Raw genomic sequence first — 20,252 nt, forward strand, 5'->3', positions numbered from 1 at the left:
TAAATGTAATGAAAATAAAACAGTAAAACAAGTACTTTTATAACAAAAAGAATCTGCCTCAGTTGTGAGACAGATTCTTTTATATCTTAAACAAATTATCTATTCTCAATCAACCTCTCCAGCCTCACCATCATCTCATCCTTCTCCTTCAGCATCCTTTCATAAAGTTCCATTTTCTCCTCATGTAATTTCTTAATTTCTTCAATAGGATTTACATTAAAGGTAGGAGTATGGCCTGTGTTCAGGAAAGAACCATTATCAAACGTATTAGAAATAATATTCACCGCCTGCTCCTCATCAAAATTCTGAAATGCTTCCACCGGAATTTTCAATACTTCAGAAATTCTTTTCAGCAAAGGGTCTTCAATAATTTCTTTCTGTTCCAGCAGAGAAACTTTCTTCTGGTTCCAGTCGTCCCCAAGGTCAAGAGCCAATGCCTCCTGCTTGATGCCCAGCATTTCCCTGAATCGTTTTACATTGCGTCCCTGATGTATTGTATGTTCCATGATAAATCAACATTTATGAAGTTTTAAATATAGAAAAATATTTATAAAAACGCCTCTTAAAAACAGCTTAATTACAATCTCTCTTCTCCATACTGATCCCCCCTTTCCTATTTCGCCATTTTCGTTTTTATTCCCTCTTTTTTTCTTCAAAAACCAAGAAAAAATAAACCCCATTATGCCGTTTTCATTTTCTGATGAACACGCCTTAAAAATCTTATAACACCCTATTTTTCTATGATTTACACTCCTTATATTTGATCATACAAACCCAAAAAGCACAATATTATGGCACTAGACAATTTAATCAGTATCAGCTTTACTGCTGAAGAACTTACTCAACTGGATCAGGCATTGCAAACTATTGAAACAGTGCTATCAGGAAAAACCATCAACCTTACTCCGGAAGAAAGACAACAATACGGAAGTATTGCAGAACAGAACAAACTCTTCGTCAACAAAGCTAAAATCTACATGGAGCAATATCCCCAGTATGTTCCAAACTTTTTAGATAAGGTAGAATTCGATAAGGATTATCTGGGAAGAGAACAGGTAGAACAGCGCCTGCAAATCATGGACTCATTAACAGAACAGCTGTCTGATACTAAAGTTTTACTGGATCACGATAACTATCACAACGCTATCACCTTCTATAGAAACATGAAATTCCTTTCAGGAGAAAATGTTCCGGGAACGAATGTTATTTATGAAGATCTGAAACAGTTTTTCGTAACTACAGCCCCTTCTACCCCTCCGGTAACTCCCCCTGATGATGTAAAAAACTAACGACAATTGGTTACACAAGTATCAGCAGGTGGTTCTAAAGTTCAAACACCTATTTCCATAAGTATCAATACCCCCTTCCCTAAGGGGGTATTATTATTTAAAAACTGCCTGTAGGTATTAAGTGAAATGCCTCCGGCTTATTCTGAAATACCTACCGACACTTAACCAACTTGTTGCAGTTATTTCAAGACCGGTTTTTGATATATTGATAACCTGTTTCAGGGGCTTATCTATCCGGCTGTTGATACTTAAGAAATACTGACTACCCCTTTTATACGTGTTTAGAGTAATTGTACAAAATTGTGGATTTATCATCCCAGGCTTTATATATAGCTCAATCTTGGAAGCTTTATGTTATGTTTTTACGGAGTTTCTTTATGTCTCTATGCGTGTGATAAATTTTACATGCCTCAAAAGAAATAAAATACCTTTTGATTATAATGCGACATGTTCTGTCGCTGTTCTGAAATAGTTTTGCAATATGATAGATTAAGATAATTTAATATAAAAACAAAACATATGAAAAAGTACATTCTATTGAGATAAAATAATATATCATAAAAATCATAGTTGAAATATGGGGTTTTTACGGAGTATATATTTCCCATATTAATAATATTTTTACACGTCAACAACACAAGCCTATGAAGAAAAATTATTTCTGTGCATTTACTTTATGCACAATCTTGAGTTTATCTGCTCAGGAAACGGATGTAATATGGCAAAAAGACATCAAATCCTCTACTCAGGATTTTTTAAGCCAGGTTACCACTACAATAGATCAGCAGTATCTGATCACGGGAAGCTCAATTCAGAGCGACCCTTCGACAGGCTCAGAATTAGCAGGCCAAAAACAAAACAATGGTTATGATTTTCACCTTGTAAAACTCAATCAGCAGGGAGAAGAAGTCTGGGAAAAATATTTCTCAGGGCAAAATCATGATTATTTATCTGCAACAGTTACCACACAGGATGGTGGATTTTTGTTAGCTGGAACCTCTTATTCAGGAAAAGGTCTGGATAAAAGGGATAATTCTAATGGCGGCTCAGACATTTGGTTAATCCGTATCAATGAATTTGGGGATGAATTATGGCAAAAAACGTTGGGAAGTTCTTCAGATGAAGAAGCCAGAGCAGTAATTCAAACGACAGATTTAGGGTTCTTTGTTTCAGGTAATGTACAAAATGCTGCAAAAGGTCACGGCTCAAAAGATATCTTCATTACCAAATTAGATAAAGACGGAAAAGAATCGTCGCAATTGATTTTAGGTGGAAAAGGTTTGGATGAGGTGGAAAAGATGATTCCAACCCGTGATGGAGGTGCACTACTTGGAGCATATTCCCGAAGCAATGCAGGAGGTACAAAGAATACAGAAAATTATGGAGAAGGTGATTTTTGGGTAGTAAAGCTTTCCAAGGAAAACAAAGTGGAATGGGAAAAGAACTTTGGAGGAAAAGCAGATGATCATATCAGAACCCTGGCTTTGACTTCAAACGGATTCATCATCGGAGGAGAATCCAGATCAGAAAGATCAGGAAATAAAACAGTAGGCATTGAAGAAGGAACAGATCTTTGGCTGATTTCTTTAAATGAAAGAGGAAATGAACAGTGGCAGAAATCCTACAACTTCAAAAACAGAGATATTCTGATGGGAATGAGCGTACTTCATTCGGCTGACGACAAATCTTCTAAAGGTATTCTTTTAGGTGGTTACACACAGGCTGAAGGGAGAATACAAACCGATGATGAAACTTTCTGGATGTTATACCTTGATCAAAATGGAAATGAGCAGTGGCGAAAGCATATAACAGGAGAATCCAGACAAAAAGAAGAAAGACTTTCAGATTTGAAACTGAACAGAGATGGTTCAATTGTACTAGCCGGAACCAGTGCTACGGAATTAGGAAAAGAAAACTGGAAGATTGTGAAACTGGGTGACAAGCAAGTTGATCAGTTAATTGAAAAATATGACATCAAAATCTACCCCAACCCTGTTTCTGATTATGCCTACGTAGAAATAGGATTTGATCCTTCGACTGGCTCAGGACAGGCTTTCAAAGAGGCAGATATTGTTTTGTATGATATGAGCGGAAGACAGCTTCAGAATCTTAAAACCAAAAACAAAGTCACAAAGATTAATACCCAGGCTCTTGTGCAGGGAGCGTATCTGGTAACTATCAAAACCGATACGAATAAAACGGCTAACGCCAAATTAATTAAGAAATAAAAACGCAATGAAAAGAAATATTACAAGCTTATTCTTTTGCTTGTCTATGGGTGTGGCTCTCGCGCAAACTACCGGCAGCAAACAGTCAACACTACCCAATATTATTCCTCCATCTGCTGAATCCTATAAACTGGGAGCATTTGGAAATCTTCCGGTAAGCCTTTTCACAGGGAATGCCAATGTAGATATTCCTGTAACATCTTTTGCAACTGAGAATATTAATATTCCCATCAGGCTCAATTATTTCTCTAATGGAATCAAAGTAGACGATATGAACGGCTCTACGGGACTTGGTTGGAATCTTATTTCAGGAGGTGTAATAACCAGGGTAATAAGAGATATGCCTGATGAAGACCATCAGAGTAGTATTGTGATCCCCACTAATATTGATGAGCTTGGCGTCAATCATCCAACAGTCATGCAGTTCTTTCAGGATGCCTCTCTTGATGGTGTAGATACGGAGCAGGATTTGTATATGGCTAGTTTTGGAGGGATGCAGATTAAATTTGTCTTTGACAAAAAAGGAATTCCTGTTATTTATTCCCAGAAAGATGTGGTCATTGAAGGAACCAGCGGAGGAAATTCCTTTACCATAACAGTAGATGATGGAACCAAATATTACTTTACAGATAAGGAAACCACCTCCAATCGTACTGCAGGAGATGGGCACTCCCTGATATCCATTTCTACTACAGCCTGGTACTTGACAAAAATAGAAGACATAACCAGTGGAGAAATGGTATTTATTGAGAATGTAGATGGTGGGTATACGGGTACGATGAGCCAATCCCAAACCTTGTCTTATACCACGCCCAATGGTGGAGCTATGTATTCCTCCTGTGGCAACCCGGCATTTATCCGATATCCTCAGGTAAGTGAGCTCATCAGCCATAACCAGACTGTTACCGGAAAACAGATCAAAAGAATTTATAGTAACAACCCTTCCTATGGAGAAATTATTTTCGATTATCTGCAATCGGGAGGCAGCAGTGACTATAAGAGATTACAGAAGGTTACAAAAAAGGTTAATGGCAGTATTATTAATGATGTTACCCTCAATTACAATCTTACCGCTAATAACCGCTTGTTTCTTACTTCCGTCGTAGACAGTGTTTTAAATACTACCTATGGATTTGAGTACAACCTGCCGGATGTATTTCCCCAAAGACTCGCCTTTAGCAGGGATAGTTGGGGATATTATAACGGAAATACCTCCAATACGAATCTGATCCCTTACAAGGAGGATGTGTTAATGTGGAGTTCATATCCCAGTTCATCCCAGTCGGTTGTTCCGCAAGAAGCTGCAATTGGAATACTTAAAAAAATTATTTATCCCACTAAAGGATCTACCGAGTTTACCTATGAAAATAATACCGCGATTGAGCAAAATGTAATGCTCAGTCCATCGGAAAGAACAGGAACTCAGATTAAAGCCACGGCCGATGATAATAATGGTCATGTTGAGAATACGGTAGTTTTTACACCGCTTCGAACAGAAGACATCACTCTGGGAGGAAGTGCCCAGTTTAATAATGCTTGTGACCCTGCCGAGCAGGTTACCGGGAAACACAGGGCAATTGTTTCACTATTAAAGTCTAATGGCCAGGCTGTCCCATTATTTTTTAAAACTCCTACCGGGATTGTTACCAGTGCTGGTAATTCGGTTACTTTTCCAACTAATAATGGAGCCGGACTTTTTGCCCATGTTCAGAAAGATGAACCTTTAACCCTTAAACTTTGGACGCTCTTTGTTTGTACACGTTCTACAGCATCAGCAAGCTATACCACTAAAGAGGCTGTTTATGGAGACAAAGAAGTACCAATTGGAGGCTTAAGAATAGCTAAGATTGTAGACACTTCAGAAAATGGTGTGGCATCTACAAGAAAGTTTGTTTACCGCGATTTGAATGAGCAATATACAGAAGCAGTTGTACTAAGACCTCCTGCGTTTGAGGAACAGCTCAAGTTTACAAGAACCTGTTATACAAATCCTCCCGCAGGAAATATTGGTGGGCCAGTTCCTAATGGGGTTGAAAGGTTTCCTTACACGATGATTACTTCTACTAATATCAATCAGTTATTTGCCACCCATCCCAATGTATTTTATAAAACCGTTCAGGAGATTGTAGAGGGAAAATCGAATATTATTCATAAATATTCTGTTGCTTCTGACGATTTTGGAAAAGTTCTCCGTGGAGATAATATCCGCAACTCTGTATGGACGAATTTGGGTTGGAATAATGGGCGGGAAATTTCGACTCAATATCTTGATGCAGGAGGAAGCTTGATGCGTACCGTTGAAATGAACTACGAGGAAGACAACAGCAGAAAATACCAGGTAGATGGCTATTCTATCCGAAAGAATTATGAAAATCCAACCCCGAAGAATGTTACTTATACCTGCAGCGCTGAAGATATCACAAAAATGGTTCCATTTACCTATTGTACTGCCTATCATCAACATTTTTATCCCAGTGTCTTTTCTGAAAACTGTCAGGCCATTGGAGCCAATAATGTGACAGATTATTATAAGGCAAGATGCTATGGTAAGAATGTAGGTGAAGTTATCACCTATGAAGAGCAATTGGATAATCTGGATATTATGCAGTATAAAAACATTTCTCATTTCGAATACCTAAAGTCTCAGAAAACAACAGACTATCTGAATGGAAATGCAATGAAAACAGAAACCCAGTATTTCTACAATAATCCAAAACATACTCAGCTGACCAATCAGAAAACCATATTCCCCGATCTGTCGACAGCAGAAAAAACGTTTCAATATGCCTATGAGAAAGGCAACCAGCTGTTGATCAGTAAGAATATGGTAGGTCTTCCACTAGAAACAAAGTCGCAGCAAACAGTAGATAATATCACTAAAGTAACATCGCGTGAAGAAACTGTTTATCCTACTGCTCTACCTCATGCGATTACCGGAAATTTAGTGCTTCCATTATCTGAATATTCTTATGATACCCTGAATCCAGCTATTTCTTCTAAAGATGTCTCTTATGATAAATATGATGACAGGGGAAATATTCTTCAATACAGAGAAAAAGATGGAACTCCGGTAAGTATTGTTTGGGGATACAACAAAACAAGACCTATTGCAAAAATTGTTGGGGCTTCTTACTATACTGATGTTGAAGGGTTGATTGCTAATATTGTGGCTAAATCCAATGAAGATGCAGCAGATCCTACCAAAGAAGCCGAACTTCTGCAGGCTCTTGATGCCTTTCAGCCCATTGGAATGGTAACTAAGTATACTTATGATCCATTGGTGGGGGTAACTACAATAACACAACCATCAGGAGTTAGGGAACTCTATGTGTATGACAGTGCCAATCGATTGAAGCAAATCCAGGTAAGGGAAAGAGACAATGCCGGGAATTACAGCTATAAGGTAGTCAAGGAATTTAAGTATAACTATAAACAGTAAACACAAATGAAAAAAATACAATTATTAGGTCTGCTGTTTACAGCGATGACGACCTATGCACAAAGTACAACAGAAAATTTTGTACAATCTAAAACATGCCTAAGCGGTGACTGTACTAAGAAAACAGAGGCGATCACTTATTTTGATGGATTGGGAAGACCCAAGCAGATTATTAATGTAAAAGCTACCACTACAGGAAAAGACCTGGTTACCCCTATCACTTATGACGGATTTGGAAGACAAGTCAAGGAAATTTTTCCGGTTCCTGCAAATACCCTCAATTCAGCGATTCATACCGGAATTGTAAATGAAAGTACAGCTAATTCTTATTATGGTGCAGCCAATGCCTACACGGAAAAAGAGATAGAAAATTCTCCATTAGACAGAGTATTACAATTAGCCCAGGCAGGTGATCCATGGAAAATAGGTAGTGGACATACGCAGAAATATAAATATGAGACAAATAGCTCCAGTGACATCTATAAATATGTTACCAGTACCACAACACAGGGTGGAATCACAAAAAGTAGTTTGAGTTTAGCACCAGGTGAAACTTACACAGCAGGTACATTATATAAAAATACAGTAAAAGATGAAGATGGAAATGAGGTTGTGGAATTTAGAAATGCTAAAGACCAGATACTGCTTCTTAGAAAAATTCTGGATGCCGATACTCATATTGACACCTACTATATATATAATGAATATGATCAGTTAGCCTTTATACTTCCTCCCAAGGCTATTCATAAGCCCATCACAGAAGAGCTGCTCAATACCCTTTGTTACCAGTACCGATATGATGGATTCGGCAGGCAAGTCGAGAAAAGACTACCCGGAAGAGATGATTGGGAATCTGTGGTGTATGATGCCACTGACCGTCCAATACTTACTCAGGACGTGAACCTTAAAAACAAAGGGAAGTGGCTGATGACCAAGTATGATGCCTTTGGGCGTGTTGCCTATACTGGAACATTCAGCAGTAATGAGAGTAGAAGCGTAATTCAGAATCAGATTGCAAATCTTGTGATTTATGATGCCCCGAGTTCAGCAGGCTTTTTCAGGAACGGTATAAACATTTATTATACAGCTGTATATTTTATCCCTGAAAGTATTCTTTCCGTTAATTATTATGACACTTACCCAAGGGACGCTAAAGAATTCCCACCTGCAAAAATCCAGAATCAGTATGTTGTTAATGAAGATAAAGCAGTTAACGGAGGTGTAAGTACCCAAGGTTTGCCCACAGCTTCTTATGTGAAAAATATTGAGGATGATAATTGGACAAAAACCTATTTCTATTACAATACCAAAGGAGAAAAAGTAGCTGAAAAAAGCTGGAACCATTTAGGAGGCTATACCAAAAAGGAGTTTCTGGTTGACTTCTCTGGCGCTATGAATGAAAGCTATACCTATCACAAAAAGGGGGCTTCTGACGCTGAGGTTCTTATCAAAGAAAGATTTGTATATGATGACCAGAAAAGACTGCTGAAGCACTATCATAAGGTGAACAATTTAATAGAAGAACTTCTTGTAGAAAACACCTACAATGACCTTGGGCAGCTTACTAATAAAAAGACAGGAAATACTACGGGTACTCCTTTGCAGTCAATAGACCATGTATATAATATCCGTGGATGGCTTACCAAAGTAAATGATCCTACGAGTTTAAACGGGAAGCTTTTTGCCTATGAGATTAAATACCATAATCCTGTATATTCAACAGTTTCTACAGGAAAGTACAATGGAAATATTGCAGAATTAGACTGGCAGGCAGCAGATGGCAGACCGTTTAGCAGGTTTAATTACCAGTATGATGCTTTAGACCGACTAAAAAATGGGATTTATTCCGAGCCTAATGTAACGGTTCCAATGAATGATTACTACAATGAATCTCTGACTTATGATGTAAACGGAAATATCCAAACCCTGAAAAGAAATAGATTATTGCAGTATTTTGGAGTACAGCAAATGGATGACCTTTCTTATACTTATGATGGGAACAGGCTCACCTCAGTAACGGATACTTCAGGTAATTATGGTGGTTATCCGGATACCTCTGGGAATCCTATCCCATATGATGGTAACGGGAATATGACCAGTCATATTGATAGAGGGATTCGACAGATTGCATACAATTACCTTAATCTGCCTAATTATTTAAAATTCGATCAGGATTATGTTTCCCATGATACTGGAGTTTACAAAAAAGTGAACACAACATACCTGTATAATGCGGCGGGAACTAAACTCAGAAAAGTTTATACCTATGGATCAGGCAGGGGACAGATGGAAACCGTAGACAAAACTGATTACCTCGATGGATTCCAGTACTCCAATGATGTGTTAAATTTTGTGCCTACCTCAGAGGGATATTATGATTTCGTTCAAAATAAGTATATTTACAATTATACAGATCATCAGGGTAACATCAGAATTGCGTATTATAAAGATGCTTCCGGAAATGTGAAAGTGGACAGGACTACCAATTATTATCCTTTCGGACTTGAATTTGGAGATTATTTAGGAACTTCATTTTCAATTTCTCCAAACTATAAATACTCCACTCAAGGAAAAGAGAAACAGCAGGAGACAGGATGGAGTGATTATGGAGCCAGAATGTATATGTCAGATATTGGACGATGGGGAGTACTAGATCCATTAACTGAAAAATTTGCAGGAGTTTCGCCTTATAATTATGTGCTAAATAACCCGCTTCGGTACGTTGATCCTGATGGTAACAAACCGGTTGATTGGGTTTTAGAAAACATTAATGGCGTTTCAAAATGGACATATATGGCAAGTGTAAAGACCGTTTCTCAAGCTAAAGCAGCAGGAATTAAAGACGCAGCTGCTGTTTATTCTTATGCTAATATATCTGGACAAGGATTTATGGGCACTGGAAAATATAGTTATTCATTAAATCAAGATGGCTCTGTAACAGATAATATAAGTGGTAACAATTTAGGTGGAAGTTTTTCTACTCCAGCAGGAACAAATATATCTACTGGAGCATATGTCGGACAATGGGATGGAGGAAGTAAGGGGCTATGGGGAGAATGGGCGGCCTCTAATAATCTTGCTGGAAAAATTTCATATAATGTCACAAATAGTTTTTATTTAGGTTTTCAAGTATTGGATACGTTCAATTTTATGGGAAGTAAGCATACTTCAGGCCTCACAGGCCAACAAATATATAGTAATCTTGACGGATCAAATCAATATAATGAAGGAGATAGAGCTCTTGCTTTTACATCAACTTTCAACCCTTTGTCATCAGAATTCAAAGTTGCTGGAGTAGGTCAGCAAGTTCTTCCTAAAACAGCTTTTAAATTAGCTGATAATTTAGGATCTTTAAGTGCTTCGAAATTCTCTAGTACATTTAAAGGAACTGCAATTGCAAGAGCCGCTCCAGCTACAAGAGGAATAATAAATAGGTATTTAAACAAAGGGATAAATTTGGGTAATAACTTTGGAATGTTTAAATTAGGTACAACAAGTTTAATAAAACCGTTATCAGAAGATAAACATAAAAACTAAAAATGGGAATTTTTGAATTCATATTTCAGCAAATACTTATCAATTTAATTGGTAATGGTATATATTTTTTATTCCGTAAACTCATTGGGGATAAAAGAAATTATAAAGAAATACAAGATCAGACAGCAGGGTATATAAAATTTTTTACAGGAGTAGCATTTATTTTCATAATCATAGTTTTAATGAAGAAGTTTATTAAATAGATGATAAAATATAAAGGAATTCAAATAGATGTAGTAGATAATCTTTACTTGGAAACGAAAGAATTAGATTCTTATATATCTAAAGAAATTAGAATTACCATTGGTAATGATCAACTCGAAAACTATATAGAGGTTATTAAGTATATTATAGATTATATTATAGATAGTAAACCGATTATTTCTGAAAACCAAAACATTGGCTATTATTCATGGCTTTTACAATTTAGGTTGGGTGAAAATAACTACTATGATCTCTATGAAGCAAATTCTGACGGTAGTGACTTTAATAAAGGTTGTGATACGGCAATTTCAGTTGTTAGAAAGCAAAGTGAAATATGTTGGCAACAAAATCTTATTCCTCTTTTTCCAAATTTTAATCAATCAGTTGTTATTTCAAATGGTGTTTATGAAGGAAAGGATGTTGAAGGAATAAGATATGATTCACCTCATGATGAGAGTGGATGGTATCTTATTACAGATGATTACAATGATGATATTAAGTCATTAAAAATGGTACATTTTTATCATGTTGCTTTTGCTCGTCCTGATGTTTTGAAATATTTAGCAATACCTTTTGGATATAGATTTATCATGAAAGAAGGAAACATTGAGATACGTCTGGATGAAGAAGAATAGCCCAGTCATATTTCAGGTATGTTGTTTTCTAATTTTTAAATCTAAAAATAGAATTTCAACATTCTCTATCATTGAAACTTTAATCAGTCTGGGAAATCCAATTGAGACTAAAGACATCATTGGAAAGTTAGATGATGTTTAATCTTTTAATGATTATTTTCTTACCTCAGCTACTACGGATCTAAGTCTTTTAAAAGATTGATTAGAACATAAATTTTATAATAAAAAAACCTAGATTCCTACCGGAATGACAAAGTGGACGCTCAATATGGATATTTATCCAGATGTAATACAAACTATACGCTTAGATGAGCTACACAGTTTGTCATTCCACAGGAATCTCAATAAATATGCTGAAGTTTAGGCTAAAGCCAAAAGAAGGAATGTTTTCTTATTTAAATGAGCTAAAGCCCATTTCTATTGAATTTCTACAACTGGCTAAGATAAAAGAGAGCTATTAAGCCTGAACTCCTACGCCCTTCATAATACTTTAACACCCATTATACCCTGTGCCCAAATAAATTTTCGTTCTTTTGCAAAAAGTTTTAATTTTAAATAATTGCATGTCGAAGTTTGATGAAATCCGGTATTTCTATGATCATGAAGTGAATGAAAGATTAGCGGATGTTGCCCGTGATCCTATGATGAAAGCATTCATGAGCTTTACTTTTCCTGATACGGATGAGCAGGTATGGCTGGAACAGTTTAAAGAGGTTCATTCTATCAGTGATTTTCAACATCAGTTTGTGGCTTACGCCGTTCGTCAGATTCTTGCGAAAAGTTCTGAGGGATTAACAACTTCAGGTTTCGACAGATTGGATAAAAATACCTCTTATCTTTTCATTTCAAATCACAGAGATATTGTTTTAGATACCTCTCTTCTTAATCTGGTATTGCTGGAAAGTGGTCTTATTATGACCGCTTCTGCTATTGGTGATAACCTTGTACACAAAAAGTTTTTAAACGTACTGGCTAAACTGAACCGTAACTTTTTAGTACAAAGAGGTTTGTCTCTGCGTGATCAGCTTACCAGTTCACAGACCATGTCTGAATATATTAAAACGCAAATTCTAGAGGAAAACCGTTCTGTATGGATTGCCCAGCGTGAAGGCCGTACAAAAAACGGAAATGACGCCACCCAGCAGGGTGTTTTAAAAATGCTTGCCATGGCAGCGGGAGATCAGTCTCTGACAGATTATTTTAAAACATTGAAGATTGTTCCTATCTCCATTTCTTACGAATACGATCCTACTGATTCTTTAAAAATGCCTCAACTGCTGGCTCAGCATAGAGACGAGGAGTACATAAAAGGAAAAAATGAGGATTTTACCACAATGCTCAGCGGAATACTGGGACAAAAGAAGCGTATTCATCTGCATGCCGGTGACGTTATTGATACGGAACTGGATGATATCGCAGCCACTATTGACAATAAAAATAAACAGCTGCAGGCGATTGCACAGGTGATTGACCGCTCCATCATCAGCAACTATAAGCTTTGGCCTACCAAGTATATCGCTTACGATCTCCTTCACAATACCGATACCTACGCCTCCGAATATACGGAACAGGAAAAACAGTTATTTATCCGCAGGCTTGAAATGCGTATTGATCCGTCTGACCCGGTTTCCAAAGAGTATTTCTTAGCCATGTATGCCAATCCTTTAGTGAATAAATTAAAGCTGGAAGAAGGTTTATAAGAAGAATTTACCATTGATAGAAATAAAAACCCACTGCTCAACAGCAGTGGGTTTGTTGTATTATTTGGTTTGTGACATAGAATCTACCTCTATAATCGCATCTGCAAATGCTTTGGGAGCTTCCTGTGGTAAATTGTGCCCTATTCCGCCTGTAATCGTATGGTGTACATATTTACCTGTATATTTGGACGCGTAATTTTCCGGGGCAGGAAATGCCGCTCCGTTGGCATCACCTTCCAAAGTAACCGTAGGAACTGTAATAGCCGGAGATTTTGCCAATTTGGCTTCAAGCACATCGTATTGTTTTTCTCCTTTAGCTAATCCTAAACGCCAACGGTAATTGTGAATCACGATATCAACATGATCAGGATTATCAAATGATTTGGCGGAACGTTCGTAAGTCTGGTCATCAAAAGCCCATTTGGGTGAAGCATTTTTCCATATTAATTTATTAAATGCTACTGTGTTGGCTTGATACCCCTTATACCCTCTTTCCGTGGAAAAATAATACTGATACCACCATAAAAATTCAGCATTGGGTGACAGAGGTTTTTCATTAGCCTTCGGACTTCCTATTAAATATCCGCTTACCGCAACCAAACCTGAGCAACGTTCAGGCCACAGTGCTGCCATAATATCTGCTGTTCTTGCACCCCAGTCGAAACCGCCAATAATTGCTTTATCTATTTTCAAAGCATCCATAAAAGCAATGATATCCAATGCGATAGCGCTCTGCTGACCGTTACGCTTTGTATTGGGTGACACGAAGGTAGTGGTTCCATACCCTCTCAAATAAGGAACTAAAACACGATACCCTTTTTCAGCAAGTATCGCAGAAGACTGTTCAAAACTATGGATATCATAAGGCCACCCATGAAGAAGAATGACAGGTTTTCCGTTTCCAGGACCTATTTCTGCATAGCCCACATCCAATAATCCGGCTCTGATTTTCTTTGTATTCTGAAAAGCTAATCTGACAGTTGCGTTTTCCTGCTCTTTTTCACCAGCAGTATAAGTCTGTGCTTTTAGAGACCATAATCCTACTCCCATCAAAATAAACAGGGATAAAATGGATTGTATTGTTTTACTGAAATTCAATGTGGTATTCATAATAGTGATGTTTTATGATGGTAAAATTATGGTGAAACAGAAATAGGAATAAGGGTAAATACTTTGAACAGGTCATATTGAAGGGGCAATCCTGATTTTCTGGTGCTAAAGCAGACAGCGCTCCTTCGTTAGCATTAACAATTAAAAGAAAGGGCTCATAATGGATAAAAAATACCACATCTGGTAAAAACATCATGATAATCATCCTATTAAAAGTAAAATTGTTTATATTTAATTAGATAAAAGCAAAGAATTTTCATGTTGTAAAAGGCAGGATAATTGCAATAATCTACAAAATCACACAAAATAAGTTTTATGAATGTACAGTTAGACCCACACTCTAAGAGTGAAAAGAATGCTGTTGACCATTTCCGTTCCGATGTTTTGAACGGACTAAAGAATACACCTAAAAAATTATCTTCAAAATATTTTTACGACAAGATCGGCGATCATCTTTTTCAGAAAATAATGGCCATGCCTTCCTATTATCTGACCCGCTGTGAATTGGATATTTTCAAAAATAAAACAGATGAACTTATTGATCTTCTCATTCCCGGAGACGAATCTTTTGATCTGATTGAATTAGGCGCAGGAGACGCAATGAAATCAACCTATTTACTGGAACAGCTGATCAGGAAAGGGATTAACTTTACTTACATGCCGATTGATATCTCGGGAAATATTCTTTCCATACTCCACAAAAAACTAAGCAGTCAGCTTCCGGAACTGAAAATTACCTGTCTGGAAGGAGATTATTTTGAAATGCTTCAAAAAGCAGCTTCCTTATCTGACCGGAGAAAAATTGTTTTATTTTTAGGGAGTAATATCGGGAATATGACTCCGGAGGAAGCTGAGGATTTCTGTCTCCATCTGAATAGCAATCTATCACAGAACGATCGTGTATTGGTAGGATTTGACCTAAAGAAAAATCCGCACACTATTCTGAATGCGTATAATGACAAAGAAGGAATCACAGCTTCTTTTAATCTTAATCTTCTGACCCGAATCAACAATGAACTGGATGGTAATTTTGATGTGAAACAATTTCAGCATTACCAGAATTATGATCCGGTTACCGGAGCCTGCAGAAGTTTTCTGATAAGCCTTATCAGTCAGGATGTGACCATTGGCAACACCAAGATTTATTTTGAAGAAAATGAACTTATCGATATGGAAATCTCACAGAAATTCTCTCCTGAAAAGATCAGGGAATTGGGTGAAAAATCAGGGTTTACCATTACCGGAGAGATCAAAGATTCTAAGAAATGGTTTGTAGATACCATCTGGCAGGTAAAATAAAAAAAGACTGTACAGCATATCTGCAAAAGTGAAAAAATAAAATCATGCTTCTTTCATTGAGCACCAATTATTAAAAACTAAAAGACATGACACCAGAGATTACCACAAAAAATATCACTAAAAAGTATATGGACATCCGCAGACGTTCTGAGGAAATCTGTGCTCCATTGGAAATTGAAGATTATGTAGTACAGCCGATTGTAGATGTAAGTCCTCCGAAATGGCATCTTGGTCATACCACCTGGTTTTTTGAGACCTTCATTCTTACTCCGCATTTTCCGGATTATAAGGTTTTTGATCCTCAGTATAATTTTGTTTTTAACAGTTACTATGAGACGATCGGAGCACGGGTAATTCGGACTGACCGTGGAAACCTCAGCCGCCCTTCTGTTTCGGACGTGTATGAGTATAGAAAATATGTAGATGAGCACATGGAAGCTTTTCTTCAAAGCTCATTTCTGACAGAAGATCTTGAACCTCTTTTGGAACTGGGACTTAATCATGAACAGCAGCACCAGGAATTATTAGTCACTGACATTAAATATATCTTAGGGCATAATCCGCTTTTCCCGGCTTATACAAAAGAAAAGATCGTACAAAACGGTTCCGGAAATCTGGAAATGCTCAGGTTTTCTGAAGGGATCTATGAAATTGGATTTAAAGGAGAAGGATTTTGCTTTGATAATGAATTAGGAAGGCATAAAGTATATCTCCCTGACTTTGAGATTGCCAGCCAGCTTGTAACGAATAGTGAATATTTAGAATTTATGAAAGCAGGTGGCTATGAAGATTTCAGGCACTGGCATGCTGAAGGATGGGACTGGGTGAAACAAAATTCAGCAAAATCGCCACTGTACTGGCATTATATTGAAAACAAATGGATGTATTACACACTCAATGGACTACAGGAAATAGATCCTGATGCTCCGTTGTGCCATATCAATTTCTATGAAGCTTCTGCTTTCGCCTCCTGGAAAGGAATGCGTCTGCCCACAGAGGAAGAATGGGAAACAGCTTCGGATTATTTTGACTGGGGAACACGCTGGGAATGGACGAATTCTGCTTATCTGCCTTATCCTCATTTTAAGAAGGAAGCAGGCGCTGTAGGTGAATACAACGGGAAATTTATGATCAATCAAATGGTTTTAAGAGGCGCTTCAGAAGCTACACCTCCGGGGCACAGCAGAAATACCTACCGTAATTTCTTTCAGACCAATTTAAAATGGCAGTTCACAGGAATCAGACTAGCCCAGTAATTTTTTACCGATGATCGCAGTAGAATCAATCTCAAAGAGTTTTAACGGAAAAAAAGCAGTAGATCAAATTTCTTTTCAGGCACTTGATCAGGAAATCCTTGTGCTTTTGGGAACCAGCGGATGTGGGAAAACGACCACGCTTAAGATGATCAACCGTCTCATAGAGGCAGATTCCGGAAACATTTTCATAGATGGCAAAAACATCCGTGATCAGAAACCCGAGGAACTGAGGATGGGAATTGGCTTTGTCATGCAACATTCCGGATTATTTCCTCATTATACAATTCAGCAGAATATTGCGGTAGTTCCTGAACTATTGAAATGGGACAAAAAGAAAACAGAAAGAAAAACGCATGAGCTTTTGGCTAAACTTCACCTTTCTGAAGAAGTTCTTCCCCGATTTCCCCATGAGTTAAGCGGTGGACAACAGCAGCGTGTGGGTATTGCAAGGGCACTGATTGCAGATAATCCCGTTTTACTGATGGATGAACCTTTTGGAGCGCTTGATACGATTACCAAGGCTGATATTCATTCGGAATTTAAATCGCTGGAAGATCTTAAAAGTAAAACAATCATATTGGTTACCCACGATGTACAGGAAGCCTTTGAACTGGGTCACCGGATTTGTCTGATGGATCAGGGAAAAATTGTACAGACTGGTACTCCCAGAGAAATACTTTACCATCCGGCAACCGATTTTGTCCGTGATTTTTTTGCTGAAAACCGACTTTTACTGGAATATAAAGTAACGGCTTTACATCATATCAGTCCGTTTCTCACTCCGGGAAACTCCTACTCCACCCCAGACGGTACAGCCCATACAAGTGTGTGGGATATTTTACAACAATTGAGTTCTGACCATCAAAATGCTGAAATTTATGAAGAAGTGGTGAGAGCATTTAATCATTACAGAAAATCACAGATGGTATGACACAGCAACAAAGTCTCTGCCAATTTATTGCTGAACAGCACGAAAAGCTGACTACCCAGATCATTCAGCATCTTGGACTTACCTTTTTGTCTCTGCTTCTGGCTATCATTGTTGGGGTACCTTTAGGAATACTGATTTCCAGAAAGAAGAAACTTTCCAGTCCGGTGCTGGGCATCGCAGGTATTTTACAAACCATTCCGAGTATTGCATTGCTGGGATTTATGATTCCTGTTTTCGGCATTGGCCCGAAGCCAGCCATTGCTGCTTTATTAATCTATGCTCTTCTTCCTATCATCCGGAATACCTATACCGGAATTACGGGTGTAGATCCGGCAGTGATTGAGGCAGCCAAGGCCATGGGAATGAACAGAAGCCAGCTTCTTTTTAAGGTGAAACTTCCTTTAGCCATGCCGGTGATCATTGCCGGTATCAGAACTGCTGCTGTTATTAATGTAGGAGTGGCTACACTGGCTTCTTTTGTGGCAGCGGGAGGTTTGGGAGAGTTTATCTTCGGAGGAATCTCGCTCAACAATACAAATATGATCCTGGCTGGAGCTATTCCGGCGGCATTATTGGCTGTTTTTCTTGATCAGGTCATTGCTATGATTCAGAAATCAGGTTATCAATTCTTTCAAAAACTGAAATATATTCTTCCTGTTGTCCTTATTATTCTGGGAATAGGGTATCTTCTGACTTTTGTGTCACACCGGACGATTAAAGCAGGTTTTACACCGGAATTTATGGGAAGACAGGATGGTGATATTGGGCTTCGTTCGGTATACGGACTCAATGTGAATCCCCTTGTGGTAAGTGATGCGATTATGTATAAGGCTGCTTATGAGAAGGAGCTGGATCTGATCAGCGGATATTCTACAGACGGCAGGATAAAAGCGTATGATCTGTATGTACTGGATGATGATAAAAAAATATTTCCGCCTTATTACGCAGCTCCCATTATCAAGACCAAAACGCTGAAAAAATTTCCGGAACTGGAGAAAACCTTAAATCTCCTGGCTGGAAAGTTCACCGATTCTATTATGACAGACTTGAATTACAGATCTGATCATCTTCATCAGGCTCCTGAAAAGATTGCAAAGGATTTTCTCATCAGAAACAATCTGTACAAAAGTCCCGGAAAAGGAAATTCCGGAACAGTCAGAATTGGCTCAAAAATCTTTGGTGAACAATATATTCTCGCAGAAATGTACACTATGCTTATTGAAGGGTATACAGATTATAAAGTGGAAACCAAAACCGGTTTAGGAGGAACAAAAATATGTTTTGATGCCTTAATGAATGATGCCATTGATTTTTATCCTGAATACACGGGAACCGGGCTTCTGGTACTTTTAAAGCCAACAGAAGAGGCTATCAGAAATGTTTCCAAAAGTCCTGACACAACCTATAACTACGTGAATTCAGAATTTGGAAAACAATATGGAATTCAATGGCTGAAACCGTTAGGTTTTAATAATGCTTATGCCCTTATGATGAGGAGAAAGCAGGCTGAAGAGCTTCATATTAAAAGTATTTCTGATCTTACCCATTATTTTGATAAATAGTCTTTTGAAAACAATCAGTTTTTTCAAAAACAGTATCTTCGTACCTTAAAAATTTGACAAAATGAAGAAAATACTATTGCTGGCATCGGCTCTCCTTGTTCTCAATTCATGTGTGGTAAGAACGGCTACCAAAGTAGTATCAGGAGCGGTAAGCTTAAGCTATAAAGCAGTAAAAGGAACGGTAAACGGAATCAGCTGGGCGGTAAGCAAAGCGAAAGGAAAAATAGATGAAGACCGTTTGGATGGCACCTGGAAAGTAGTAGGAGTATACCGTGGTTCTTTTGAAGATTTCTCTAAAGATCAGAATCCAGACGGCTCTTTTACTTCAGAATGTACGGAGGGGTTTGATCAGATTGTTTTCAAGGCTAAAAAGTCTAAATTCAAGCCTGTACACTGCAGTACACAGGATGAAGACTGGGTGAAATATTCTATGGAATTCGGAAAAAATCCTTCAACGAAAGAAAAGGAGAATTATATTGAGTACAATTCTAACAATTATATTTCTGTGATTGATGTAAATAGTAAGACCATGGTGCTGGAGGGAAACCTGATGCCTAAGCTGGCATTTTCGGGAGCTAAATTATATCTTCTTGAAAAGGTAAAATAAAAATATAACGGGAGAAGGTTATTTTAAAAACTGATTGGCAATAAAATAACCTCCTCCTATTACCAATAAGGGCAAAGCTATAGAAACCAGTATCAGAGGCCATGCAAAGATTCTGAAATAAGTATACAACGTTACGGAAGACGGATCAGCAGGATCATAAATAACGGTTTCTGTTTCTCCTACTTACCACGCTGAAGGATTGGTACCTTCCGGCAGTTCATAGGTATATTCTATATTATTCCGGGTACGAAAGGTAAAAAGCGGACTGAATACTTCTCCGTCTGATTCAAACACCCGTAGTGAAGTGACGGTAGCTGTTGCTTTTTCAGCATTTTTTAAGAAAAAAAGAGTATTTTTGAGACTCAGCAATGCTGCTGCAAACAGAATGACTCCTGCTCCAAGAATGAGATAATATTGCCACATGGTTTTGTTTTTATTTCCGTTCATACTATTGA

Annotated in this window: 14 protein-coding genes; 11 read left to right on the plus strand and 3 right to left on the minus strand. The window is 37.8% G+C overall.

Annotated elements, in window-relative coordinates; all coding sequences use genetic code 11:
* Positions 1–95 precede the first annotated feature (95 nt).
* The gene (locus CQ046_RS18395) at positions 96–506 is read right to left on the minus strand and encodes a helix-turn-helix domain-containing protein (RefSeq protein ID WP_105703687.1); all 411 of its coding nucleotides are present in this window, start codon (positions 504–506) and stop codon (positions 96–98) included.
* A 285-nt stretch (positions 507–791) separates the two neighbouring features.
* On the opposite strand from CQ046_RS18395, the gene CQ046_RS18400 reads away from it, so the two are divergent.
* The 6 genes from CQ046_RS18400 to CQ046_RS18430 all read left to right on the plus strand — a co-directional run bounded on the left by CQ046_RS18400 (position 792) and on the right by CQ046_RS18430 (position 13,032).
* Positions 792–1,289 carry a hypothetical protein gene (locus CQ046_RS18400; protein WP_105703688.1) on the plus strand — a complete coding sequence of 166 codons (498 nt, stop codon included), beginning with the start codon at positions 792–794 and terminating at the stop codon, positions 1,287–1,289.
* Between the two features lie 644 nt (positions 1,290–1,933).
* A complete protein-coding gene (locus CQ046_RS18405; protein WP_105703689.1) occupies positions 1,934–3,517 on the plus strand; it encodes a T9SS type A sorting domain-containing protein in 1,584 nt (527 codons plus the stop codon).
* Between the two features lie 7 nt (positions 3,518–3,524).
* Positions 3,525–6,956 carry a hypothetical protein gene (locus CQ046_RS18410; RefSeq protein WP_123906646.1) on the plus strand — a complete coding sequence of 1,144 codons (3,432 nt, stop codon included), beginning with the start codon at positions 3,525–3,527 and terminating at the stop codon, positions 6,954–6,956.
* 6 nt (positions 6,957–6,962) lie between these two features.
* Positions 6,963–10,493 carry a DUF6443 domain-containing protein gene (locus CQ046_RS18415; protein ID WP_105703691.1) on the plus strand — a complete coding sequence of 1,177 codons (3,531 nt, stop codon included), beginning with the start codon at positions 6,963–6,965 and terminating at the stop codon, positions 10,491–10,493.
* A 203-nt stretch (positions 10,494–10,696) separates the two neighbouring features.
* The gene (locus tag CQ046_RS18425; protein ID WP_105703692.1) at positions 10,697–11,332 is read left to right on the plus strand and encodes a hypothetical protein; all 636 of its coding nucleotides are present in this window, start codon (positions 10,697–10,699) and stop codon (positions 11,330–11,332) included.
* A gap of 563 nt (positions 11,333–11,895) precedes the next feature.
* Positions 11,896–13,032: a 1-acyl-sn-glycerol-3-phosphate acyltransferase gene (locus tag CQ046_RS18430; RefSeq protein ID WP_105703693.1), complete on the plus strand. Its 1,137-nt coding sequence runs from the start codon at positions 11,896–11,898 to the stop codon at positions 13,030–13,032.
* Positions 13,033–13,092: 60 nt separating this feature from the next.
* Here the strand turns inward: CQ046_RS18430 and CQ046_RS18435 are convergent, their stop codons facing one another.
* Positions 13,093–14,142: an alpha/beta fold hydrolase gene (locus tag CQ046_RS18435; protein WP_105703694.1), complete on the minus strand. Its 1,050-nt coding sequence runs from the start codon at positions 14,140–14,142 to the stop codon at positions 13,093–13,095.
* A 315-nt stretch (positions 14,143–14,457) separates the two neighbouring features.
* Between CQ046_RS18435 and CQ046_RS18445 the strand changes: the two genes are divergently transcribed.
* The 5 genes from CQ046_RS18445 (at position 14,458) to CQ046_RS18465 (ending at position 19,797) form a co-directional block, all read left to right on the plus strand.
* Complete coding sequence (locus CQ046_RS18445; protein WP_105703696.1) at positions 14,458–15,441, plus strand: L-histidine N(alpha)-methyltransferase; 984 nt, start codon at positions 14,458–14,460, stop codon at positions 15,439–15,441.
* 86 nt (positions 15,442–15,527) lie between these two features.
* Positions 15,528–16,697, plus strand: coding sequence for an ergothioneine biosynthesis protein EgtB (gene egtB / locus CQ046_RS18450; RefSeq protein WP_105703697.1), 1,170 nt, complete (start codon positions 15,528–15,530; stop codon positions 16,695–16,697).
* 10 nt (positions 16,698–16,707) lie between these two features.
* Entirely contained in the window at positions 16,708–17,628 is a 921-nt protein-coding gene (locus tag CQ046_RS18455; RefSeq protein ID WP_105703698.1) for an ABC transporter ATP-binding protein, read from the plus strand.
* The gene (locus CQ046_RS18460) at positions 17,625–19,190 is read left to right on the plus strand and encodes an ABC transporter permease/substrate-binding protein (RefSeq protein ID WP_105703699.1); all 1,566 of its coding nucleotides are present in this window, start codon (positions 17,625–17,627) and stop codon (positions 19,188–19,190) included. Before CQ046_RS18455 ends, CQ046_RS18460 begins: the two co-directional genes overlap by 4 nt.
* Positions 19,191–19,251: 61 nt before the next feature.
* Positions 19,252–19,797 carry a hypothetical protein gene (locus tag CQ046_RS18465; RefSeq protein WP_105703700.1) on the plus strand — a complete coding sequence of 182 codons (546 nt, stop codon included), beginning with the start codon at positions 19,252–19,254 and terminating at the stop codon, positions 19,795–19,797.
* A gap of 183 nt (positions 19,798–19,980) precedes the next feature.
* On the opposite strand, the gene CQ046_RS23940 is transcribed toward CQ046_RS18465, so the two are convergent.
* Positions 19,981–20,244, minus strand: a complete 264-nt coding sequence (locus tag CQ046_RS23940) for a hypothetical protein (protein WP_228406992.1) — start codon at positions 20,242–20,244, stop codon at positions 19,981–19,983.
* Positions 20,245–20,252 lie beyond the last annotated feature (8 nt).

The organism is Chryseobacterium sp. MYb7, from assembly GCF_002979455.1.
Classification (GTDB): Bacteria; Bacteroidota; Bacteroidia; order Flavobacteriales; family Weeksellaceae; genus Chryseobacterium.

What these genes read in the sequence shown, in the direction of transcription:
- CQ046_RS18395 (WP_105703687.1), bottom strand. Translation starts at nt 506, where the DNA reads ATGGAACATACAATACATCAGGGACGCAATGTAAAACGATTCAGGGAA.
- CQ046_RS18400 (WP_105703688.1), top strand. Translation starts at nt 792, where the DNA reads ATGGCACTAGACAATTTAATCAGTATCAGCTTTACTGCTGAAGAACTT.
- CQ046_RS18405 (WP_105703689.1), top strand. Translation starts at nt 1,934, where the DNA reads ATGAAGAAAAATTATTTCTGTGCATTTACTTTATGCACAATCTTGAGT.
- CQ046_RS18410 (WP_123906646.1), top strand. Translation starts at nt 3,525, where the DNA reads ATGAAAAGAAATATTACAAGCTTATTCTTTTGCTTGTCTATGGGTGTG.
- CQ046_RS18415 (WP_105703691.1), top strand. Translation starts at nt 6,963, where the DNA reads ATGAAAAAAATACAATTATTAGGTCTGCTGTTTACAGCGATGACGACC.
- CQ046_RS18425 (WP_105703692.1), top strand. Translation starts at nt 10,697, where the DNA reads ATGATAAAATATAAAGGAATTCAAATAGATGTAGTAGATAATCTTTAC.
- CQ046_RS18430 (WP_105703693.1), top strand. Translation starts at nt 11,896, where the DNA reads ATGTCGAAGTTTGATGAAATCCGGTATTTCTATGATCATGAAGTGAAT.
- CQ046_RS18435 (WP_105703694.1), bottom strand. Translation starts at nt 14,142, where the DNA reads ATGAATACCACATTGAATTTCAGTAAAACAATACAATCCATTTTATCC.
- CQ046_RS18445 (WP_105703696.1), top strand. Translation starts at nt 14,458, where the DNA reads ATGAATGTACAGTTAGACCCACACTCTAAGAGTGAAAAGAATGCTGTT.
- egtB (WP_105703697.1), top strand. Translation starts at nt 15,528, where the DNA reads ATGACACCAGAGATTACCACAAAAAATATCACTAAAAAGTATATGGAC.
- CQ046_RS18455 (WP_105703698.1), top strand. Translation starts at nt 16,708, where the DNA reads ATGATCGCAGTAGAATCAATCTCAAAGAGTTTTAACGGAAAAAAAGCA.
- CQ046_RS18460 (WP_105703699.1), top strand. Translation starts at nt 17,625, where the DNA reads ATGACACAGCAACAAAGTCTCTGCCAATTTATTGCTGAACAGCACGAA.
- CQ046_RS18465 (WP_105703700.1), top strand. Translation starts at nt 19,252, where the DNA reads ATGAAGAAAATACTATTGCTGGCATCGGCTCTCCTTGTTCTCAATTCA.
- CQ046_RS23940 (WP_228406992.1), bottom strand. Translation starts at nt 20,244, where the DNA reads ATGAACGGAAATAAAAACAAAACCATGTGGCAATATTATCTCATTCTT.